Consider the following 21,367-nt stretch of genomic DNA (forward strand, 5'->3'; position numbering starts at 1 on the left):
GCCAATCTGGATAAGCTCGTTCATCGTTCGACTCCTCTGTTGAAGGAGCCGAAAGGGTCTGCCTGCGGCAGCCCGCGTTCAATCAGGCGTGACGCTCGCTGGGGCGCTTTACATCGAGGCTAACGCCAATCCGCGGAGCGGTTCGTGCGTCGGCCATTATTCGCCGGTCGGAGAGAGGAAGAAAGACAGGAAATGTGTATCGGACCAGCCACTCTTTTTCCCGGCGGCAAGCGCTGCGATATCCAGTCTCGCCTGCCGCACGATCGTCAGGCGCCGTGACGGGATGACGTAGAGGCGCTGGTCGCCTGCGCCTGCCGCGACGACCAGGTCGGCCGGGAGCGTTGGCGCATGCGCAACGATGTCGGTCGAGCGCGTCACAGGATCGTCGGAGGGACTCGCTCGCGGAAGCCACCAGGTCAGGCCATAGGCGGGGKTGGCATCGCTTCCTTTGAACAACTCGGCCAAGGCCGCGGGATCGACAAGCGCCTTGCCGTCCTGCGTGCCGCCGCGGCGCACGAATTCGCCGACTTTTGCCCATTGCTCTGCGGCGAGTACCAGCCCCTGCGGCATCAGAGGCGCGCCATCCGGTCCATTGCGCCAATCGCCGATCGTCACTCCGACCGGGGTCAGGATGCGGCGCTCGAGATAACGGCGCGGATCGGCATCAAGGCTTGCGGCGGCCAGCTTGCGGCGTATAATCTCGCCGATTATCTGCATCGGCGCGGGGCCATATTGGAATTTCGTGCCGGGATCGGCGGCGAGCGGGGCGTTCACCGAGTCGAGATAACCCCGTGGCCGACCGACGGTCGACGCCTGTCCACTGGTCATCGCCAGCAATTGCCGGATCGTGATCGCGGCCTTTTTTGGGTCCTCGCGCCATTCGGCGAGCGTGGCCGACGCAGGTTCGTCGAGCGTGAGCAGCCTGTCCTGGACCGCCGCTGCCGCCATCAGGCCCACCAGGCTCTTGGTCCCCGACCAGAGTTCCTGCGGTGTCGAGACGCCATCGGAGGAGCAGTGGACCTTCCCGTCCTCGAGGACGAGCACGGCGACGCCTTGATGCGCCGACGAATAGGCCAGCGCCGCGGCACAGCCGGGAGCGGGGGCGGCCTGCACCGCCGGGGCTGCTGCGCAGCCCGCGAGCAGGAGAAGGGGGGCAATGCGTTTCAAATCCGGCTCCTGATTCCGATGCTTGTTTTTATCATTATTATCGATAATATTCCGAACTTCAATGATCGTTTGCTCCCGTGTTTTCCCGATCTAGGATGGCACCGGCAGACAGGGAGCCGAACGGGTGGAAATGGCCGCGACGAAGACCGACGACGAGCAGGCGCCGACACAGGACCGGGTTATCGCACGGTTGCTGACCGACGACATCGTCGAATGGCGGATTCCGCCGGGATCGTGGCTGCGCGAGCGTGAGATTGCGGCGCGCTTTGGAGTCAGTCACGCACCCGTTCGCGAAGCCTTTCGGCATCTCGCGAGCATCGGGCTGGTCAAGGTCGTGCCCTGGCGCGGCGCTTATGCGATCGACGTCGACGACCATGGGGCGGATGAGATCTACGAGCTGTGGAAAGCGCTCTTCGGGGTCGTTTGCCGTCTCGCCTGCACGGCGATGAGCGACCGCGACGGGCGCGAGCTGATGCACCGGCTGATCGAATATAAGGATGTGACCGAACGAACCACCAATTCCGCCGAGCATCTCAGGGTCTCGAACCGGATCGGGCGATTCATCGCCAAGCGATCAAATGCGCCGATGGCGCTCGAGTTGCTCGACCGGCTGGCGCTGCTCGCGCGCTGGCAGCACAATGTCTACACCGACGAGTTTGTCGCGACGCACGGCGAGGGCGAGGTCGGCCGCCGGTCGGCGGTGCTCTATGAGCAGCTTTGCCGGCATATCGTCGCGCGCGAACCCGACGACGCCGACCGCGTCGCGCGCGACCTGATTGCCACATCGCAACAGAATTTCGCCGAGGCGCTGGCGGAATATAAGGCACGGCGGACCAAGGCAAAGCCTGGCCGTCGCCGCGCCCGCGCGTCGTGACGCGGGGTTATGCCGGCCGGCGGAGCCTGCTGAAGGCAGGGCTTGCGGCGCCGATCGCTTTTCAGGCTGCTCCCGCCTTCGCCGCTGGGGGCGATGATGCCATATTCGCGGCCGAACGGCTTTTCGCCGATGTGAAGGCCTACGCCGAAGCGGGCAATAAGCAGTCGGGCGGGGCGGGCGATCGCTGGGCCGCCGACTGGGCTGCGCGGCGGCTTGCTGCGGCGGGCTTTGCGGTCGAGCGCCAGTCGTTCGACGTGCCCTGGTTCGAAGCGGCGACATGCGAATTGGCGCTCGGCGATCGGAAAATCCCCCTGATGGCGCAGCCGCTCGCCGTGCCGACGGGCGTTGGCGGGATCGGGGCGCCGCTGCGGCTTGCGGAGGTCAGCGATCGGCTCGATGGCGCGATCGCGGTGGTGCGGCTGCCGTATCGCCGCTGGTCGAGCCTGCTCGACCGGGCGGTGCGCGATCCGCTGGCCGATGCGCTGGCGCGGGGCGCGGCCGCGGTCATCCTTGTGACCACAGGGCCCACCGGCGAGGCGCTGCTCCTCAATGCGCCGGCCGATGCGCCGCTGTCGGACAATCCGTTGGCGCTGCTGGCGCCGCGCCTTGCGGCGCCCGTCATCGAAGCGGCGCGGCAGGGGCAGCCGGCGATGCTGGTGCTGCGCGGGAAGGGCGGTTCGCGCGTCGCGGAGAATGTCGTGGCGCGGCGCGTGCGCAAGGGGCGCCGCTGGCTCGTGGTCTCGACCCCGCGCTCGGGCTGGACCGATTGCGCGGGCGAACGCGGGCCGGGTTTCGCGATCTGGCTCGCGCTCGCCGAATGGATGCCGCGCGCCTTCCCCGATCATAGCCTGCTCTTCGTCTGCAACAGCGGGCATGAATATGAAAATCTGGGTGCCAGCCATATCGTCGAAAAGGTCGGGCCGCCGCCTGCCGACACCGATCTCTGGCTGCATCTCGGCGCCAATGTCGCGGCGCGCGACTATCAGGACATGCCCGGGCGCCTGTTGCCGTTGCCGAGCGCCGATCCCTTCCGCTTCCTGATGACCTCGGCCGCCTTTGTCGATCGCGCCCGGTCGGATTTCAGGGGGTTGCCGGGACTGGAGATGGCTTATCCCTCGACCGAAGGGGTCGCGGGCGAACTCTCCGAAGTGGTCAAGGCCGGCTATCCGCATCATGCCGGAATTTTCGGCGCGCACCGCCATCATCACGCGCCGACCGACAATCTTTCGGTCGTCGCGCCCGCGCCGCTTGCCGCTACGGCGCAAGCGGTTCGCGACTTCCTCACCGCCATCATTCCCGTCCGCCGCTGACCGGCGTCGCCGCGAGGGCGATGTTTCCGGCTTGACTCGCGTCGCCATATGCACAAAATTATCGATAATAATTGCAATAACGACATGGGAGGGATTTATGGGACGCAAGGCGCAGCTTCTTTTCGGTACGGCCGCGCTCTGGGTGGCGGCGGCCGCGCCCGCTTCCGCCCAAGATCGGGCTCCCGAGGCTCTTCCGGCCGATACGGCGGCGGAAGCGGGCGATGACGGCGCGATCGTCGTCACCGCGCGGCGCCGCGAGGAACGCCTGTCCGATGTGCCGACCGCGGCATCGGTGATCGACGCGACGGCGCTCAACGATCGCGGCGGGGCGACGGGAAGCGGCGAACTCCTCGCCGACCAGCCGAGCATGCGCTTCAACAATCTCAGCTCGTCGATCACGTCCGAAATTTCGATCCGCGCGTCGTCGACGGCGCGCGCGACCAACGGTGACCCGAGCGTCGGCCTCTATCGCAACGGCGCCTATATCGCGGGCGGTCCGGTCGGCGGGCGCAACTTCACGCGCCTCGATATGCTCGACATCGGCCGCGTCGAGGTGCTGCGCGGGACGCAGGGTGCGCTCTACGGCCGCAACGCGGTCGGCGGCGCGATCAACATCATATCGGCCGAGCCCGAATTCGACCTGTCGGGTTGGGCCAGCGTGCGATACGGGTTCGAGAACAACAGCCTGCAATTGCAGGGCGCGGTGAATGTGCCGCTGGGCGACGGGATCGCGGCGCGGATCAGCGGCGATCTGGTCGAACAGGACAAGGGCTTTTTCTACAACCCCGACAACGACGTCTATTTCGACCGGCAGAAGGGGCATGGCCTGCGCGGGCAGATCCGCCTGAAGCGCGGACCGGTCGACGCGGTGATCATGGCCGAGACGCAGCGGCTGACGACGCCGTCGATCCATTATCAGATCTTCATTCCGGCCGGCACGCCGGGCTTTCCGGGCGGCTATATCCAGGACCGTTTCCGTTATCCGTGGAGCACCGCGCCGCGGGCGTCGCAGGACGTCGACGGGTTGCAGGCGATCGTGCGTGTCGATCTTGGCGGAGCCGACCTCACCTCGACGACCTCCTTCCGCAAGCGACACAGCGAATATGATCTCGACAATGATGCGGTCAGCCCCGCCGAACTGGCGCGTGCGCGCGCCGCGGGCGAAGTCGGGCCGCTGACCCCGCTCGACCCGGGCAGCGCGTCCTATGTGGTCGATACGACCGACAATTTCTCGCAGGATATCCATGTCAGCGGATCGAACGACCGGCTGACCTGGCTGGTGGGGGCGGAAATGCTCCTCCTCGACAGCGATTTTTCGGTGACGACGACGCGCACGCCGACGCTCGCCAACCCGTCGCCGGGCAATATCGCGCCCGCGCGGCTCCATTTCGAAAGCTATGCCGCCTATGGTTCGCTCGGCTTCGACCTGACCGACAGCCTCAATATCACCGGCGAATTGCGCTATACGCACGACAGCCGCGGCATCAGCGCGCGGCTCTATGATCTCGGCACCGGGCTCCCGACCGGCGGGCCCTCGCGGATCATCGACGACAGCATCACCGCCGACAATCTCTCCTACAATGCGACGCTGTCGTACAAGCTGGCACCCGACATCCTCGCTTATGCCAAGGTCGGGAGCAGCTATCGCGCTGGCGGCTTCAACACGCGCTTGTCCGACCCGCGCGCGCCGAGCCCGGTGCAGGTGTTGTTCGGCAACGAAAACAGCACCAGCTACGAGGTCGGTTTCAAGGGTAGCCCGATGCGGCGCGGCTATTTTGCGGTCGCGGGCTATTATACCCAGCTCGACGATCTGATCGCGCAGGTCGACGACGGCTGCGCGCTGACCAACCCCACCTGCCCGGTCGCGGCGGTGAGCTATCTCACCAACGCGGGCGATGCGAAGAGCTGGGGCGTCGAAGCCGAATACAGCCAGGGCTTCGACCTTGGCCAAGGCAGCGGGCGTCTGGCGCTGAGCGGGTCGCGGCAGGGCGGCAAGGTGAAGAGCGGGCGTTACGACGGGCTCGACCTCGCGCAGGTGCCCGACTGGCTCGCTTCGGCGAACCTCAACCTGCGCGCCCCGGTCGCGAAAAATGTTTCGCTGACCGGCAACATCCTGGTCAGCGGCCAATGGGGCGGGAAGCAGGAACTGACCGCGACCTCGGTCGACCTCGACGACTATGTGCTCGTCAACCTGCGCGTCGGGGTCGAGTTCGGGAAGGTGAGCATCAGCGCCTTCGCGAACAACCTCTTCGACAAGGTCTACTATGTCGCGCAGGCGCCGACGATCAACCGCTACAGCCAGCCGCGAGTGATCGGGGTCGAAGGACGTATCTCCTTCTGATCCGGCGGCCGCCGCGCCGCGTTCAGCGGCGCCTCCTTTCGAAACGTGCAACGAAGAGGATGGGAGAGACGATATGGTTGAACGAAAGACATGGGCGTGGCTCGCCGCCGGTGCGGTCGTCGTCGGCGCGGGTGCCTTCGCGCAAAGCGGCGTGGGGGACCGCGGCAGGGGGGATGCGCGTCCGATGGTGCAACTGCCCCCGGCAGCGGTCGTCCCGGCCAGCTCCGCGGCGTCGGCCCCGACGGCGTTGTCGCCTGCCAGCCTGACCACGACAGTGGGCGGCTATACCTACGACTGGACCGCGCTGCAGGCGGCCATCGATGCCGACGCCGAAGTCGCGAACGGCTATTTCATCGTCGGTAACGCCACCGACCCCGACTATCTGTTTGCATATGAGAAGGGCAGCTTCGGAATCGATCGGGTGACGCCACTCGCCTCGGCCACCAAATGGTTCGCAGGAACGCTCGCCATGCGGATGGCGCAGGCGGGGATTGTCACGCTGGACGACCCGATGCGGCCGCCGCTCGCCTTCTGGACGACGACCGGGACAAAGAAGGACGTCAAGCTGAAGCATGCGCTGTCGATGACGTCGGGGTTCAACGGCAGCCCGCTGGTCGGAGGGTGCCAGCTGACACCGGCGCTGATCCTGTACAATTGCGCGAAAAATATCCACGACCTGCGATACGACATCCTGCGTCCCGGCAACGCGCCGGGTGCGCAATATAGCTATGGCCCGCACGGGATGCAGGTCGCCGCCGCCTATCTCGAGGCGAAGGATGTGAGCATCCAGCCCGGAACGACGCCGGCGCGCCAGCGCACCTTCCACGAACTTTTCGCCCAGCATGTCACGACGCCGCTCGGGATGACGAGCACGACATGGTATGATCCGACGGGCAGCGCACCGACGAATCCGTGGGTGGCGGGGGGCGCCTATTCGACCCCGCGCGACTATGCCAAGCTGCTGCGTGCGCTCCTCGGCGGCGCCTTTGTGACCGACATGACCGCCTTTACTCAGCCGCGCACGACCGGCCTGCCGCGCGTCTTCGTACCCTCGGGAGCCTCGAACTGGGAATATGCGCTGGGCTCCTTCGTCGAATGCGACACCCCCTCGGCCTGCGCGACGTCGATGATCAATTCGGCGCCGGGCGCTTATGGATGGACGGGCTGGATCGATCGCGGAACCGGCTATTACGGCCTGATCGCGACCGAGATTTCGAGCGGCGGAGATCGTAAGGGCACCGAACTGGAACAGGAGATGCAGGGCCTGATCGAAGCGGCTATCGCGAGCCGCGTGCCTGCGCCTTAAAATCTTGTTCGCAGCGCTTTTGGTTCGAGTGTCTGCTTCTCCAGATTTCGAACCAAAAGTTGCCTGACCGTAATCGGCCATTTACGTCAAATCATACTCAAAACTGAACAGGCGAACACCTCCCGAGATCGCCAGCCAATGTTCCCGGGGACATGCCCTGGGAATACTGGCATCAATCAATCGACTACCGCCGATGCGATCAGTCGCCGGGCCGATGTTCGAGAATGTCGCCGGGTTGGCAGTCGAGCACGCGACAGATCGCATCGAGTGTCGCGAAACGCACGCCCTTCACCTTGCCCGTTTTGAGAAGCGACAGGTTCGTCAGGGAAATGCCGATCTCCTCGGCCAGCGCCGTGACGGACATCTTTCGCTTGGCCAGCATCACGTCGACGTTCACAATGATCGCCATCAGACGAAAGCCTCGTTTTCCGCCCGGAGGTCGCCGCCGATCCGGAACGCCTCGGCCAGTGCGATGACGAGCAAGCCGCAGATCAGCAGCGCGAACGACAGGCTGGCATCCACTTGCGCGGCCGGCCCGGCTATTCCCGAAGCTACCGCCGGATACAGTCCCGATCCGTCGCGCACCACAAGACCGGGCAACAGCGCCAGCGGCAGCAGGATCAACCGGATCCAGGACCATATGTTCAGCGCGATCAGCGACCAGCCGATCACGCGAAGCCATTTGACCGACTGCGGCGAGAAGGGAGTCCCTTTCGCTATGCGATCAACGAGCCGCCGGGCGGACAGGACCACGAAAAGCCAGAGGATGCCCACCAGGCCGATGTCGGCCGCCTGTCCAATACGGTACAACGCACCGCCGGCGCGGACGTTGAGCGTCGCGTGATCGAGCGCGAGCGTACCCACTGCCACGCCGCTGCCGCGCAGCAAAACCTCGTGCAGCGGCGGCTCGCTCCACCGCATCGCAAGCGTCGTTTGCAGCGGCTCGCCAGAGCCGAGCGACACCAGGAAAAATGCCAGCCCCATCGCCATGCCAAGCACCACCAGCGCGGCAATGAACAGGAGGAGGCGATCGAGAATTCTCAGCGTCATGGAATGAATCTCCTGCAGCACAGGAGGATTAAATACAGCAAAGATTATTTTATGTAAAACATAAAATTATATTCGCGATATGGGTTGTTCGCGCGGTGCGCGAGGAGGTCGTTGCGACCCCGGCGGACTGTCCCGTCCCGCATCGACGGACCGGTAGAGGTCATGGACCCCGAACTAGGTTCGGAGTGACATGATCAAAAGGGGTGGCCTTCGGTCGCTCTGGATCGTTTCATAGGCTCGAATTCGATGTCAGCTTTCGCGCATTTCGTGCCCAAGAGCGGCCTGACAGCAGCCGGCCATAGCAAGCTATGGCCACGAAGAAGCCGCTCCTTAATTCTCACAACGGGCGGGGAACTTCTCACGAAACCTTTCGCATACAGTACGGGTGCGTCCCCGAAGCCATAGCGTGTCTCCCTCAACCATCCGTTGGCGGTGCCCAATTAATTGGCGATGATCAGCACTTGTCACCTTGTTTGAAGCGGTTAGACAAGGAGGCGGGTCGCACCACGAAACTTCCACTCGGGAGGCGTTGATGTGCACATGCAGGCAAACCGGCAAGATCCCGGTTCACGGGCAGGGCCGGATGTTCGACTATACGTTCGAATGCACGACGGCGGGGGGACGCAAATATACCGACAAGATCCGCCAATCGAATGACACGATGGCGAAGTCCCTGATCGAGCAGCGGTGCGAGGACGAAAACGAGGGCTGATTAGTGGAGCCCGCGACGGGCGGGCCGCTTGGGGAGGGAAATATGGAAAGCTGGGAACCGAAGCTCGCACATGCCGAGCCGCTGAAGCTCGACGAGCCGTTCACTTATGTCGTGGCCTATCCCTATCCCGGACCGCTGTCCTGCCTTTCGGGCATCCAGCGCGGCTGTTCCGACATCGTCGATGCGCCAGGCCTCGGCGTCGGACGGTTTTGTGACTATGCGGTGGTGTGCGCGGGCAGCACGGTCACGATCTTTTACAATCGCTTTCAGATCATCGGCTGATGGCCGAGCCGGTCTTCAACTATGACTATCGGGAAGCCGACTATGAGCTTGGGCTGACCAAGTTAAAGACAACCCGCTTCCCTACCGGCGCTGCAGGCATACCAAATGACGTGCAATGGGGCACGGGCGATCAGGTCTGGTTTACGGGTTCGGCCAATTGCGTCGGTCGTCTCGACCGGGAGCGCACGCTCAAGGTATTTCCGCGCGCCGTCGGCCATATGCCGACGATCATGCGGCCCGACCGCCACGCGCCGAGCTACGACTATGGGTGGCGCTTTCTCGATCCGATCGGACGGCGCATCGGCTTCATCGACGACTTTGGGAACTTCCGCGAGGAGGTCGAACTCGAGCCCGGGCTGACGCCGACGATGCTCGGTCCGAGCGAAGGCTATATCAGCTACGGCCTCGTTGCGACCCAGTCGGGCATCGTCGTCGATCTCGCACAAAACCGGCGCTTCCGGATGCGAACCCCAACCGTCGATGCCATCGGTTGGGCGCGCGATCTGACTTGGCAGATTTCAGGATCGATGCTCACGAGCTTCTATGCGGGCTACGATACCGGCGACCGGTCGCTCGTCCTCGATGGCGGACGCAGCAAGCCCGGCTTCATGGTGAAGGGGGCACCGAACGATTATCTCATCTACATGGACCCGGGACGCGACGTGATCGGGTTCATCGAGGATTATGACGAGATACTTGAAGTGAAGCTGCCGCCGGGGACGGGTATCCGTTCGATGCTCGTCTATACCGACTTGACGATCTGGTTCACGGGGAAGGGCGGCCAGTCGCTCTTTCGTCTCGATCGCAAGCGCACCGTGATCGAATATCCGTGCGCAACCGCCGGATCCGACCTTCTTCATATCGATCACGGGTCGCAGTGCCTCTGGTTCAACGAGCCGAAGAACGCTTGCGTGACATACGCCGACATCAGCAATCTCTAACAAGGTCCGAAAGGGGCGGCGCTGCCGTGCCCGGGCGAGGAAAGGCAGCCATGACGCGCAAGTCGCTAAACGGTCCCGAGTTCGACAGCCTGCGCGACCAACTGGTCGCCGCGGCGGGCGGTGCCGTGGAAATCGCGGTCGGGGATATCGCCACCGACCTTGCGGGCATCCTAACCGAGTATTTCGGGCTCGCGAGCCTGAAACTCCAGCAATTCCAGATGCTCGAGGACGGGGAGGCTGCGGTGCGGTTCACCTCGGTCATCAAGCTTCCGATCCCCCATAATCCGAGCCGCAAGGTCGAGATCGGCATCGACGCGCGCTTCCGGCGCGCAGGAAGCGGGATCGGCTATACCATCATATTCGCAGTGTCGCCTGCGGCGGCGCAGGCGATGCTCGGCGACCTCGGTCGCGTGCTGAAGGCACTGCCTGTTCCTATGCAGGGCCTCTGGCTTTCGCTGAGCTCCGATGCTGCGGGTGCAATCCGCATTGACACGCCGGGCCAAGAGCTTGGCGAAGCGGTGGTCGAGGCGGGCAGGGGCTATATGTTCCGCCTTGGGGGGCGGCTCCTCAAGGATCTCGGGCTCGACCAGACGGTCTTCTATCTCTCGAATTTTCCGGACTCGCTCCGCTTTGCGACCAGGACGCGCATCGTCGTCCCGATCGGGCCGCTGCTTCAGTTCACCATCCAGTCGATCGCGATCGAGGGCGCCCAGGCGATAGCGTTCACCGGTGAGGGTATTTTCGACTTCTTCGGCCAGAAACTGGCGTTTCAGGCGATGATCCGACTTACGGCGACAGGTGTGTCGTTCGGGATCGATCTCGGCCGCTTCGTGCCCCAGATAGACCAAGCGCTGTTCAAGCCGCTGACCCTCACCCGTGCCGTCGCAAGCTTCGACGGCACGCTCGCCAGCTATGCGGTCGGAATCGAAGGCGATTTCGTCATCGCGGGTTCGGGGAATGGCGGCGGCTTCGCTGTCAAATATGCGACCGGTGCGCCGAACATGATCCCCGACCTGTTCGAGCTCGAATCGAACCGCCTCATCCTCTCGGATATCGCGACCCTCGCGACCGGCTTCACGGTGACATTGCCGCCTTTTCTCGATCGCATAATCATTCTCGAGAACAGCTACATCTATTTCGCGAAACAGCCGGGGCTCATCACACGGAGTGGTGTTCCCAGCGTCGCCGGCATTCGGGCACATTCAAACATCAGCCTGCTCGGATACAAGACCTACGGCGAGGTCAATGCCGTCGCGGGCAACAAGATCGGCGCCAAATTCCAGTTCGCGCCGATCAAGCTCGGCAATGTGATCGAGATCAGCGGCAGCGGGCAGGGTAGTCCACGCGGCTTTTCGGGCAACCAGGTCGGCAAGAATGCGATCATGGTCGAACTCGACGGCGAGAATCGTTCGGCGGCGGCGTCGCTCAAGGTCCGACTTTTCGGGCAGACCGCGGTCGACGCGATCGGCGCGCTCTCCGATCGGTCGCTCGACTTCATCGTCAAGGCGAAGCTCCCGCCGCCGATCGGCGAAACGAGCTTCGCCGCAGCCCTCGAACATGACACGGTCACGCTGTCCGCGGGCATTCATATGTCTGTAGACGTCAAGGCCGAATGGGGGTTCGGCAAGTTCCGGATCGCCAAGGCCGCTTCGGTCGATGCAGATCTGAAGATCATTGCAAAACCGAATGGAGCCACCGGCCGCGCCGAGGTGCGCGCCGCGCTGGGACCCATCAAACTGGCCTTTCCGGTCGACTTCGATCCACTCGACATGCAGGGACTTGTCGAGAAGATCCGCAAGGAAGTCGAAAAGCAGGTTTTGGAGGCGCTCAAGCAGGCGGTTGTCTGGCTACAAGCGGTGCTCGACGAGACAATCGAATTTCTTCGCGAGACCGCCGAGCTGGCTGAGGCGATCGGTTACGAACTGCGTCACACATTCAGCCAGACCGCAAAGCAGGCGGCTGCGGCGCTCCGCGAGGCAGGCTATCAGATCAACAACGCTTATCTGATCCTCGAAAAGGGCTTTGGCGCGGGGTGGGACAATTTCAGGGACCTGCTGCAGGAAGCGGGCGGTTATGCCGAACGCGAGGTCGTCGAATGGATCCACAAGATATGCGATCTTGACGAGCCGCGCTTCGCCGCCCGGACGGTGGCGGATATCTTCCTGATGAACGGATACGGCATGGATCGCACGATCGCCGAGGTCCAGTCGATGCTGAACGACGTCAAGCTCGTCGCCGAAGTCATCGGCCAGCTCCGTGATGCGCCGCGCGAGGTTGCGCGCTTCCTCTTCAATGCCGGCGTCGGGGCGAAAGAAGCGGCCGACTATATCGCGCAGGGCTTTTACAGATTGAGCAGGGAAGCGGTCACCGCGACGTTGACGGAAACGGGCTATGCCGCACGGGAGGTCACCCGCGCCGTCGAGAATGTCTGGCGTGAATCGGGACGTGTGATCGACAATATTCGCAACGAACTCGGCCGCGGATGGAGCCGTTACGCCCCGCGCGTGACGATCCGATGGCGTGTGCGCTGGTAGGACGACGTCGCTCATCACATCGATTTGATTGGTACCTCAATTATGCCGCATTTGCTCGGCGTAAAATGGAGGCCGTTGCCGTAGGTCAGCTACCTAAATAATGAGGATGAGTTGCATCTTCATAATGGCGAAATGTCCGCAAATCTCAACTCTTTCGCGAAAGCTGCCAGTCCGAAATCGGCCATCGTGCGTCGTCCGCCTTAATGCTTTGGCGGGGTTCTACCCTCTGCGGGCATTATGTTCCTGGCTTGTCGAACCAGATGTGACAATTTCGTAGGCGCGGGCTCCACAGCTGATTGCAATAAGAGCGGCGGCGCGCCCGATCGCATCTGCGCCCGCCGTACCCTCGAAAAAATGACTCAGTTGGATTTCGTCGTGGTTTGCATGCGTACGAGCGCGCGAGACGCTCGCATGCAGTTCGTCATCGGTCCGTAGCGCGACTGCGATCTCGAGAATGACTTCGGAGTCTTGCCGCAGCGTTTCCGTCAGTGCGGCCAATGACGCCGGTCCTCGCCGTTCATCGACGCCGATCGCTTGATAATTATCGCTCAGCCTCTCGGCGCTCTGGTCAAGGAAGGTCGCCATTGCGTCGGCCACCAACTCCTGCTTCGTCTCGAAATGGTGAAACAGCGCGCCGCGCGAAACGCCAGCTTCGCTGACGATGCTATCGACGGAGAGCCTCGAATAACCATCGCGCGCGAGACAGCGCAGCGTTGCTTCGACGAGCCGCGCGGCGGTGCGCGCGCCGCGTCCGTGCGGACCGGAAGCGGCGCTAGCGATCAAGGCGAGATCCGCAGGCGATAGCCCCGGTGGCGCTCAGCCGAGGGGCTTGTCCTGCGCTCACCTGGCACGGCCCACTCGCTCCGACAGGCCGCGAACTTCGGCCGCCAGCGCGTCGACACGCGAAGCGATGGCAGTGAATGCGGCCCGATCGCTGTTTTGCGCCGCGACCAGCCGATCGATTTCTTGTGCCATTTCGGACTGAGGATCATGGTCGAGCGCCTGGCCGAACAGGACAATATTTCGCCAGAGACTGGCCATTTTTTCGCTTAAGGCCATGACATTATCTCCTTTGGTCGTGGATGCGTTCCGCTGGGCTGGTTGCCGGTTCGCCGCACGGTCATGCGCTACGCCGATGCCGATGCTGCTTGTGGAGCTTCGCGGTCGTCGTCGGGGCGGATGCGGTACCAGAGCGAGTAGAGCGCGGGCAGGAAGGCGAGAGTGAGGATCGTCCCGCCCAGCGTGCCGCCGATCAATGTGAACGCCATCGAGCCCCAGAACACCGAGGTGGTGAGCGGGACGAAGGCGAGCACCGCGGCGAGCGCGGTGAGGATCACCGGGCGGGCGCGCTGTACCGTCGCTTCGACGACCGCGTCATAGGGCGTTCGTCCCTCGCGCCGGTTATCCTCGATCTGCCCGATCAGGATCAGCGTGTTGCGCATCAATATGCCCGCGAGCGCTATGAGACCGAGGATGGCGTTGAAACCGAAGGGCTGACCGGTCAGCAGCAGCATCGGGACCACGCCGATCAGGCCGAGCGGTGCGGTCAGGAGCACGATCGCCATCGCGGAGAACTGGCGGACCTGGAGTATGATGACGATCATCATGAGCAGGATCATGATCGGAAAGATCGGTGCCAGCGCGGCGTTCGCCTTGCCGGCCTCCTCGATCGAGCCGCCCATCGCGATATGATAGCCCGAGGGTAGCGTGTCGATGACCGGCTGGAGCTTTTCCAGCATCGCCGTCGAGACGTCGGGTGGCTGCAGCCCGTTGGCGATATCCCCCCGTACGGTGATGGTCGGCACCCGGTCGCGGCGCTGCAGGATCGGGTCCTCCATGCGAAGTTCGAGCTCGCCGACCTGGCTGACCGGCACGCGCCGCCCGTCTCCGGTGATCAGCGTGAAGTCGCCGATCCGGGCGGGGTCGAGCCTTTGTTCACCGCCCGAGCGGGCGACTACGTCGACCATCCTGATATCTTCGCGCACCTGCGACACGGTGACGCCCGAGAGCAGGAACTGAAGCTGTTCGGCGACGTCGGACGAGGTAAGCCCGATCGCGCGGAGGCGATCCTGGTCGAGGACGAAGCGAAGCGTCGGGACCCGTTCGCCCCAGTCGGTGTTGACGGTGCGCATCATCGGGTCGGCGACCATGATCGCGCTGACCTTCTCGGCAATGTCGCGCAGCTTGCCGACATCGGGTCCGCTCACCCGGAACGCGACCGGATAGGGCGAGGGCGGGCCGAACAGGAGCTGGGTCACGCGAACCCGGGCCGCCGGAGCCAGGCCCTCGGCCGCCGCTTTCCGCAGCCGGTCCCTGATCGCATCGCGTGTTTCCTCGGAGGATGTAAGAACGATGATCTTGGCGAAGGACGGATCGGGGAGTTCGGGCGACAGCGACATGAAGAATCGCGGTGCGCCCTGTCCGATGTAGGCCGTGACCACCTTTGCCTCCGGCTGGCGCCTGATCCACGCCTCCACCTCTTTCGTCGCCGCGCTCGTCCGATCGATCGACGTGCCCTTTGGCATCTGGATTTCGACGAGCACTTCGGGCCGGTCCGAGGTCGGGAAGAACTGCTTCTTCACCAGCGCCATTCCCATCCCCGAGACGACGAGCGCGGCAAGCGTGGCGAGGGCGACCTTCCTGTTATGTTCGACCGCCCAGCGGATCCAGCGGCGCAGTTTCTGGTACCGCGGCGTCTCGTAGATCGCGTCATGGCCGCCTTCGACGGGCTTGATCACGGGCAGGAGCTTGACCCCCATATAGGGCGTGAAAATGACCGCTACGAACCAGGAGGCGATGAGGGCGAAGCCGACGACCCAGAAGATGTTGCCGGCATATTCGCCCGCCGTCGAGCGGGCGAAGCCGACCGGCATCAGGCCGATCACCGTCACCAGCGTGCCGGCGAGCATGGGTGCCGCGGTATGGCTCCATGCATAGGCCGACGCCTTGATGCGGTCGTAGCCTTCCTTCATTTTCACGACCATCATCTCGATCGCGATGATAGCATCGTCGACGAGGAGGCCGAGCGCGAGGATCAGCGAGCCGAGGGTGATGCGATCGAGCACCCGGTCGGTCGCCCACATGATCACGAGGGTGATCGCGAGGGTCAGCGGCACCGCGCCCGCGACGACAAGACCGACGCGCCAGCCCAGCGCGATGAAGCTCACGATCATCACGATCGCGAGGGCTTCGAGAAAGGTGTGCATGAACTGGTCGACGGCGGCCGATATGTTCACCGCCTGGTCGGTGACCCGCGTCAGCGACATGCCGAGCGGCAACTCGGACGAGATGGCGGCGATCTCGGCTTTCAGGGACTTGCCAAGGTTGAGCCCGTTCCAGCCCTCGCGCATGATCACGCCGAGGAGGAGCGCGGGTTCGCCCTCGCTGCGGATCAGGAAGGTCGCCGGGTCTTCATAGCCCCGCCGGACCTCGGCGACGTCGGCGAGCCTCAGCGCCTTGCCGTTCGCGACCACCGGCAGGTCGCGGATCTTTTCCAGATCGTCGAACGCGCCGTCGATCCGCACCTGGACCTGCGGCCCATTGGCCTCGATCGCCCCCGCCGGCGTGACCAGGTTCTGCTGCGCGAGCGCCGCGAAGATCGCGCGCGGCGAGACACCGAGTGTTGCGAGCCGGTCCTCGGCGAACTCGACGAAGATGCGCTCGGGCTGCTCGCCGACGATATTGACCTTCTTGACGCCCGGTACGTGCAGCAATCGCTGGCGCAGCGTCTCCGCCTCGCGCGCGAGTGCGCGCTGGGGTTCGCCTTTCGCCTTCAGGGCATAGAGCGCGAAGGTGACGTCGCCATATTCGTCGTTGACGAACGGGCCGAGGACGCCCCGCGGCAATTTCGGGGTTTCGTCCTCGATTTTCTTGCGCGCCTGGTAGAATTCCGACTGCACTTCGGACGGCGGTGCCTGGTCGCGCAGCACGAGGGTGGTGAAAGCGAGGCCGGGCCGGGTGAAGGTTTCGCTGCGGTCGTACCACCTCAGCTCCTGGAGGCGCTTCTCGAGCGGCTCGGCCACCTGATCCTGCATTTCCTGCGCAGTCGCGCCGGGCCAAGCGGTCACCACGGTCATCTGCTTGATCGTGAAGCTCGGATCCTCGGCCCGTCCGAGGCTCAGGAAGGCGACGATCCCGGCAAGGCCGATCGCGATGATGAAGAAGAGCGTGACCGCCCGTTCGCGAACCGCGATCGCCGACAGGTTGAGCCGGCTGCTCTTGTCGCCCGGCTCGCTCAACGGACCGCTCCCGCCGCAATGCGGACCGACTGGTTCGGATGGAGCATGTGTGCGCCGAGCGCCACGAAGCGTTCGCCGGGTTTGAGACCGGCGGAGATGGTCGCGCTTTCCTCGCCGATCGAGACGAGCTTGATCGCCCGGAAGCGGACCTTCGGTCCTCCCCGGAGGTCGACGACCCAGACGCCCGGAGTGCGTCCGCGATCGTCGACTGCACCAAGGGGGATAGTGAGGAGATCCCTGGTGCCGGGAGAGGCGAGCTTGATCGTGATGGTCGAACCGAGCGGGGCTGCCGCGGGCGCGCCCGCGAGGGAAAAGCGTGCCTCGAATGTCCGAGTCGCCGGGTCGGCGGCATCGCCAAGCTGGCGAAGCGTCGCTTGGCCGGCGAGGCCGCTGTAGGTCGCCGCCGCCGCCACGGTGCCGATGCCGGGACGCAGGGTCTCGGGAAGCGATACGATCGCCTCGCGCGGGCCCGACCGTGCCAGCCGCACAACGGTCTGACCGGCACCGACGACTTGCCCGGGCTCAGCCAGGGTCTCGGTGACGACACCGTCCGCGTCGGCGACCAACAGCGTATAGCCGGTATCGTTCCGGCTCGCGTTCGCCTGTGCCTCGGCTGCCGAAAGCTGCGCGCGCGCCGCAAGGGCGTCGGCCTTCGCCTTGTCATAAGCCGACGCCGAGACCGCGCCTGCCGAAACCAGATCGCGGTAGCGCGCCTCCTCGGCGCTGGTCTGAACCGCGCGGGCGCGCGCGGCCGCGACCGTGCCCGCCGCTGCCTGCGCGGCAAGTGCATAGTCGGTCGGGTCGATCCGCATCAGCGGCTGGCCGCGGCGGACGGCCTGACCTGCATTGACCAACCGCGCCACCACCTTGCCGCCGACGCGAAAGCCGAGATCGCTCTGCACCCGCGCGCCGACGATGCCGGTGAATTCGCGGGCGCTTCCCTCGGTCGCGCCGGCAGTAGCAACCCGTACCAGCGGCGGCATGGTGCGCGGATCGGTGTCCGATTTCCCGCACCCGGCCAGCGCGCCGGCAGAGAGGGCAAGGATCCCGATCGTTCGGGCGCAAGACGATAATGACACGCAGCTTCCTCCTGTTCAGGCGAAGCTAGATGTCATCAAGTGACCAATATGTCAACTAGTCACATGCAAGCATGTCGGTCTCAGGGTGCGAGACTGCGCAGCACCAGCCCGGTGACCTCGGTCTGCGCATCGGGCAGGAGGTCGAGGCTGCGTTCGAGGAAAACGGGATCGAAGAAAGGTTTGAAGGCATAGAAGATCGACCGGCGCGTTTCGTCGAGCGGCGTCTTGCGCTCGAACTCGCCGCTCTCGCGGCCTTCCTTCAATATCTCTTCGAGCAGGCCCTGCAGGCGCTCGGTATAGGCCTGCACGACCTCCCACTTTTCGGACGACGCATGGACCGCGATCTCATAAAGCTTGCGATCGGTGAAGAGCAGCTCGACGGTCGCGGAGGTCACGGTTCTCGCAAATCTGCGCAGCTTGTCGGTCGCATCCTCCCCTTGGTTCACCGCTTCGCGGGCTTGGTCGAACAGGTCATCCACGCACTCGCCGCAGATCGCTGCGCCGATCGCCTGCTTCGATTCGAAGAATCGGTAGATATAGGCTTTGGAGAAGCCGATCTCGCGCGCGAGATCCGACACCGTCGTCTTGTCATAGCCGTAATGTGCGAAGCATTCGCGCGCGGCCTTGACGATCTGGTCCCGCACCGAATGTTCCGCGGGTCCGCGGGTTGTGGCGATGTTCTTGCTCTGCGTCTTCATACCGGGCTTCATAGCGTCAAATGACCGGATTGACAAATTATGACCAATTACGTTAATGGTCACACTCTCATGAAATGGTTCATGAGCAGCTGCCGGACGCCCGATGATGCGAATTTCTCCCTCGTTCCTGACCACCGCCGCGGCCGCGGCGCTACTCGGCGGCTGTGCTGTCGGTCCGTCCTATGTGACGCCGGAGGTAGTGGCGCCGCCGGCGTTCATGGGCGGACCCGCCGTCGAGGCCGCCACCGGCCAGGCGGCGGAGGTCGACCTGGTGAACTGGTGGCGATCGTTCGACGATCCGTTGCTGGCAAGCCTGGTCGAGCGCGCGCTGGCGCAGAATCTCGATCTGCAGCAGGCGAGTGCGCGCGTCGTGCAGGCGCGCGCCGCACTGCGCCACGCCAAGGCCGATCTTCTTCCTTCCGGACAGGTCAGCGGCCAGACGAGCGAAAATTATCAGTCGCTCGAGACGCCGCAGGGCCGCATCGCCAGCGCTTTGCCCGGGTTTGACCGCGAGGCACAGAGCTATGAGCTGAACGTCGGCGCGAGCTGGGAGCTCGATCTCTTCGGCGGCAAGGACGCCGCCCGCGACGCTGCGCGCGCCGACTGGCAGGCATCTGCGGCGGGGGCGGCCGCCGCGAGGCTCGCCGTCGCGGCGCAGACCGCCGACACCTATGTCGCGATCCGCAGCCTGCAGGCGCGGCTCGACGTCGCCCGCAACCAGGCGGAGGTCCAGCAGCAACTGGTCGATCTGATCGCGCTTCAGTATCGCAAGGGCGTGGCGGCCGAATTGCAGCTGCGCCAGGCCGAGGGTGCCCTGGCTCAGGTCAAGGCCGGCGTCCCGGAGCTCGAGCAAAATCTCGACGCCGCGATGAACGCGTTGGACGTCTTGCTCGGTTTTCAGCCGGGCACCACCCGGCCCGAACTTGCCGCGGTCGCGCCCATCCCCGCCGTTCCGGCGGTGTCGAGCGCGGGCGGCCCGGCCGCCTTGCTGCGCCGGCGGCCGGACATCATCGCGGCCGAGCGAGCCTTGGCCGCATCGAACGCGCGGATCGGGGTCGCGGTTTCCGAATATTATCCGAAATTTTCGCTCAGCGGCCTGCTCGGCACGGCAACGATGGGCGTCGGTGGCTTGTTCGGCGGGAATGCCACCCAGGCGAGCGGCGTTCTCGGATTGCGGTGGCGCCTGTTCGACTTCGGCCGCATCGACGCCGAGATCGCCGCCGCGCGTGGCCGCAACGCCGAGGCGCTGGCCGCCTATCGCCTGACCGTGCTCAGAGCCTCCGAGGATGTGGAGAATGCCTTCTCGGCGCTCGTCAAGCAGCAGGCCCGCGCACAAATCCTTGACCAGGGCGTCTCCTCGCTCACCAAGGCCCGCGCATCCTCCCTCGCAGCCTATAAGGGCGGCGTGTCGAGCCTGCTCGATGTGCTCGACGCCGATCAGCGCCTTCTCGCGAGCCGCGATGCCGGGATCCAGTCGAAAGCGGCTGCCGCGCGGGCCGCCATCGCCTCCTTTCGGGCGCTCGGCGGCGGTTGGGATGCATCGAGTGCGCCCGGCTGAGCCGACGAGTTGGGTGCGTCTTCCAGCTTCGTTGCCGGATGGGCGACTTTCTCGCCGATACCAAATCCCTTCTCGCTGCTTGTCTCGGCATCTACCATTCGACGATATTGCGGGACAGCAACCCAATCTCTTCCATTCACAACACGGAGCCTCACTATGGATGACGTCATCATCATCGGCGGCAGCTTTGCCGGTCTTGCAGCCGCGCTGCAGCTCGGTCGCGCTCGCCGCAAGGTCACCGTTCTCGATACCGGCCTGCCGCGCAACCGCTTCGCCGGCCATTCGCACGGCATGCTCGGTCACGATCACAAGCCGCCGTTGGACATCCTTGCGGAGGCGCGGCAGCAGCTCGCGCGCTATCCGGCGATCAGCTTGGTCAACGCCCGAGCCGACAGCATCTCCGGCGCCATCGACGATTACACCGTTCTCACTGGCGAAGGCGAAAGCTTGGCGGCGCGGCGTGTCATATTGAGCTATGGCATTGTCGATCAGATGCCAGATGTTCCGGGCTTTGCCGAAAGCTGGGGTACGTCCATCGTGCCTTGCCCCTATTGCGACGGCTTTGAGGTCGCAGGCCGGCATTGGGGCCTTGTCTGGTCCGGCCCGCAGTCACAAAACCAAGCGCGGCTGTTCCTCGACTGGACCGACAGGCTGACTGTCCTGACCGACGGTCACGAAATCGCTCCTGATATCCGGGCCGATCTGGCGCGCCGCGGCATCGCAGTCGTCGATGGCAGGATCGCCGCAATCGCTCATCAAGGGGATCATGGCGCCGTCGTCACGCTCGAGACCGGTTCCCTGATTTCGGTCGACATCATATTCGCCCATCCGCAGAACAAGCCGTCCGCAAACCTGCATGAATCGCTTGGACTCGCCACGGTTGATACGCCCCTCGGCATCGTCCTCAAAGTCGACGAGCGTCGCGAAACCAGCATACCCGGGATCTACGCTGCGGGTGATCTCACCAATCCCCAACTTCCTTCGGTCACCACCGCATCATGGCAAGGTGCGATGGCGGGAATCTTCGCCCAGCAATCGATGCTGGCTTGAGAATATAGATCCTTCGGTCGGAGCCTGCCTGCAATGTCTGCATTCGAGAAGCGGCAGCCAAGACCGGACAGGCCGCAATCGTTGAGAGTTTCGGACGCCGCTAGGCGTCGGAAAGTCTTCGATGCCCGAACCGCGGTGGTCATGAGCTAAGCTATGGGGAAAGCTGTTTTGGTCTGATTGTGGGGAAGCCAGGTGCTGCCGAAAAGCGGACGTGCACGATAGCGGAC

At 64.3% G+C, this 21,367-nt stretch carries 18 protein-coding genes; 10 read left to right on the forward strand and 8 right to left on the reverse strand.

Going from position 1 to position 21,367, the window contains the following annotated elements:
* Positions 1-156: 156 nt before the first annotated feature.
* Positions 157-1,167: a serine hydrolase gene (locus CD928_RS19180; RefSeq protein ID WP_176473638.1), complete on the reverse strand. Its 1,011-nt coding sequence runs from the start codon at positions 1,165-1,167 to the stop codon at positions 157-159.
* Positions 1,168-1,297: 130 nt separating this feature from the next.
* Here CD928_RS19180 and CD928_RS19185 point away from each other — a divergent pair, with 130 nt between their 5' ends.
* The 4 genes from CD928_RS19185 to CD928_RS19195 all read left to right on the forward strand — a co-directional run bounded on the left by CD928_RS19185 (position 1,298) and on the right by CD928_RS19195 (position 6,998).
* Complete coding sequence (locus CD928_RS19185) at positions 1,298-2,041, forward strand: GntR family transcriptional regulator (RefSeq protein ID WP_088474317.1); 744 nt, start codon at positions 1,298-1,300, stop codon at positions 2,039-2,041.
* Complete coding sequence (locus tag CD928_RS23515) at positions 2,038-3,351, forward strand: hypothetical protein (protein WP_176473639.1); 1,314 nt, start codon at positions 2,038-2,040, stop codon at positions 3,349-3,351. Before CD928_RS19185 ends, CD928_RS23515 begins: the two co-directional genes overlap by 4 nt.
* A gap of 97 nt (positions 3,352-3,448) precedes the next feature.
* Positions 3,449-5,692, forward strand: coding sequence for a TonB-dependent receptor (locus CD928_RS19190; RefSeq protein ID WP_176473640.1), 2,244 nt, complete (start codon positions 3,449-3,451; stop codon positions 5,690-5,692).
* Between the two features lie 73 nt (positions 5,693-5,765).
* Positions 5,766-6,998 (forward strand): serine hydrolase, encoded by a 1,233-nt coding sequence (locus CD928_RS19195; RefSeq protein WP_095388711.1) that lies wholly within the window; start codon positions 5,766-5,768, stop codon positions 6,996-6,998.
* Positions 6,999-7,197: 199 nt separating this feature from the next.
* Here CD928_RS19195 and CD928_RS19200 read toward each other — a convergent pair whose 3' ends face one another.
* The gene (locus CD928_RS19200) at positions 7,198-7,407 is read right to left on the reverse strand and encodes a helix-turn-helix transcriptional regulator (RefSeq protein WP_095388712.1); all 210 of its coding nucleotides are present in this window, start codon (positions 7,405-7,407) and stop codon (positions 7,198-7,200) included.
* A complete protein-coding gene (locus tag CD928_RS19205; RefSeq protein WP_095388713.1) occupies positions 7,407-8,048 on the reverse strand; it encodes a DUF2975 domain-containing protein in 642 nt (213 codons plus the stop codon). The genes CD928_RS19200 and CD928_RS19205 overlap by 1 nt, the downstream gene beginning before the upstream one ends.
* Positions 8,049-8,631: 583 nt before the next feature.
* On the opposite strand from CD928_RS19205, the gene CD928_RS23905 reads away from it, so the two are divergent.
* From CD928_RS23905 to CD928_RS19220, 4 genes are read left to right on the forward strand one after another with little or no spacing between them, the layout of a single operon-like run.
* Positions 8,632-8,760 carry a hypothetical protein gene (locus CD928_RS23905; RefSeq protein ID WP_255247254.1) on the forward strand — a complete coding sequence of 43 codons (129 nt, stop codon included), beginning with the start codon at positions 8,632-8,634 and terminating at the stop codon, positions 8,758-8,760.
* 42 nt (positions 8,761-8,802) lie between these two features.
* Positions 8,803-9,042: a hypothetical protein gene (locus CD928_RS19210; protein WP_095388714.1), complete on the forward strand. Its 240-nt coding sequence runs from the start codon at positions 8,803-8,805 to the stop codon at positions 9,040-9,042.
* Positions 9,042-9,983 (forward strand): hypothetical protein, encoded by a 942-nt coding sequence (locus tag CD928_RS19215; protein ID WP_095388715.1) that lies wholly within the window; start codon positions 9,042-9,044, stop codon positions 9,981-9,983. The genes CD928_RS19210 and CD928_RS19215 overlap by 1 nt, the downstream gene beginning before the upstream one ends.
* Positions 9,984-10,033: 50 nt before the next feature.
* Positions 10,034-12,517, forward strand: a complete 2,484-nt coding sequence (locus CD928_RS19220) for a hypothetical protein (RefSeq protein WP_095388716.1) — start codon at positions 10,034-10,036, stop codon at positions 12,515-12,517.
* Between the two features lie 219 nt (positions 12,518-12,736).
* Here CD928_RS19220 and CD928_RS19225 read toward each other — a convergent pair whose 3' ends face one another.
* From CD928_RS19225 to CD928_RS19245, 5 genes are all read right to left on the reverse strand, one after another.
* Positions 12,737-13,300, reverse strand: coding sequence for a TetR/AcrR family transcriptional regulator (locus CD928_RS19225; RefSeq protein WP_095388717.1), 564 nt, complete (start codon positions 13,298-13,300; stop codon positions 12,737-12,739).
* Between the two features lie 57 nt (positions 13,301-13,357).
* Positions 13,358-13,576 (reverse strand): hypothetical protein, encoded by a 219-nt coding sequence (locus CD928_RS19230; protein WP_095388718.1) that lies wholly within the window; start codon positions 13,574-13,576, stop codon positions 13,358-13,360.
* Between the two features lie 68 nt (positions 13,577-13,644).
* On the reverse strand, positions 13,645-16,755 hold the full coding sequence (locus CD928_RS19235) for an efflux RND transporter permease subunit (protein WP_095388719.1): 3,111 nt from the start codon (positions 16,753-16,755) through the stop codon (positions 13,645-13,647).
* Positions 16,752-17,834, reverse strand: coding sequence for an efflux RND transporter periplasmic adaptor subunit (locus CD928_RS19240; RefSeq protein WP_095388720.1), 1,083 nt, complete (start codon positions 17,832-17,834; stop codon positions 16,752-16,754). Before CD928_RS19240 ends, CD928_RS19235 begins: the two co-directional genes overlap by 4 nt.
* Before the next feature lie 80 nt (positions 17,835-17,914).
* Positions 17,915-18,532 carry a TetR/AcrR family transcriptional regulator gene (locus CD928_RS19245; protein WP_095388721.1) on the reverse strand — a complete coding sequence of 206 codons (618 nt, stop codon included), beginning with the start codon at positions 18,530-18,532 and terminating at the stop codon, positions 17,915-17,917.
* Between the two features lie 103 nt (positions 18,533-18,635).
* On the opposite strand from CD928_RS19245, the gene CD928_RS19250 reads away from it, so the two are divergent.
* Both CD928_RS19250 and CD928_RS19255 read left to right on the forward strand, forming a co-directional pair.
* On the forward strand, positions 18,636-20,090 hold the full coding sequence (locus CD928_RS19250) for an efflux transporter outer membrane subunit (protein ID WP_255247255.1): 1,455 nt from the start codon (positions 18,636-18,638) through the stop codon (positions 20,088-20,090).
* Between the two features lie 156 nt (positions 20,091-20,246).
* Entirely contained in the window at positions 20,247-21,140 is an 894-nt protein-coding gene (locus tag CD928_RS19255; RefSeq protein WP_095388722.1) for an NAD(P)/FAD-dependent oxidoreductase, read from the forward strand.
* The last annotated feature ends 227 nt before the right edge of the window (positions 21,141-21,367 follow it).

It is taken from the genome of Sphingopyxis sp. GW247-27LB (genome assembly GCF_002277025.1).
In the GTDB taxonomy this organism is placed as follows: Bacteria; Pseudomonadota; Alphaproteobacteria; order Sphingomonadales; family Sphingomonadaceae; genus Sphingopyxis.

What these genes read in the sequence shown, in the direction of transcription:
- CD928_RS19210 (WP_095388714.1), top strand. Translation starts at nt 8,803, where the DNA reads ATGGAAAGCTGGGAACCGAAGCTCGCACATGCCGAGCCGCTGAAGCTC.
- CD928_RS19215 (WP_095388715.1), top strand. Translation starts at nt 9,042, where the DNA reads ATGGCCGAGCCGGTCTTCAACTATGACTATCGGGAAGCCGACTATGAG.
- CD928_RS23905 (WP_255247254.1), top strand. Translation starts at nt 8,632, where the DNA reads ATGTTCGACTATACGTTCGAATGCACGACGGCGGGGGGACGCAAATAT.
- CD928_RS19200 (WP_095388712.1), bottom strand. Translation starts at nt 7,407, where the DNA reads ATGGCGATCATTGTGAACGTCGACGTGATGCTGGCCAAGCGAAAGATG.
- CD928_RS19190 (WP_176473640.1), top strand. Translation starts at nt 3,449, where the DNA reads ATGGGACGCAAGGCGCAGCTTCTTTTCGGTACGGCCGCGCTCTGGGTG.
- CD928_RS19205 (WP_095388713.1), bottom strand. Translation starts at nt 8,048, where the DNA reads ATGACGCTGAGAATTCTCGATCGCCTCCTCCTGTTCATTGCCGCGCTG.
- CD928_RS19230 (WP_095388718.1), bottom strand. Translation starts at nt 13,576, where the DNA reads ATGGCCTTAAGCGAAAAAATGGCCAGTCTCTGGCGAAATATTGTCCTG.
- CD928_RS19250 (WP_255247255.1), top strand. Translation starts at nt 18,636, where the DNA reads ATGATGCGAATTTCTCCCTCGTTCCTGACCACCGCCGCGGCCGCGGCG.
- CD928_RS19255 (WP_095388722.1), top strand. Translation starts at nt 20,247, where the DNA reads ATGGATGACGTCATCATCATCGGCGGCAGCTTTGCCGGTCTTGCAGCC.
- CD928_RS19245 (WP_095388721.1), bottom strand. Translation starts at nt 18,532, where the DNA reads ATGAAGACGCAGAGCAAGAACATCGCCACAACCCGCGGACCCGCGGAA.
- CD928_RS19185 (WP_088474317.1), top strand. Translation starts at nt 1,298, where the DNA reads ATGGCCGCGACGAAGACCGACGACGAGCAGGCGCCGACACAGGACCGG.
- CD928_RS19195 (WP_095388711.1), top strand. Translation starts at nt 5,766, where the DNA reads ATGGTTGAACGAAAGACATGGGCGTGGCTCGCCGCCGGTGCGGTCGTC.
- CD928_RS19220 (WP_095388716.1), top strand. Translation starts at nt 10,034, where the DNA reads ATGACGCGCAAGTCGCTAAACGGTCCCGAGTTCGACAGCCTGCGCGAC.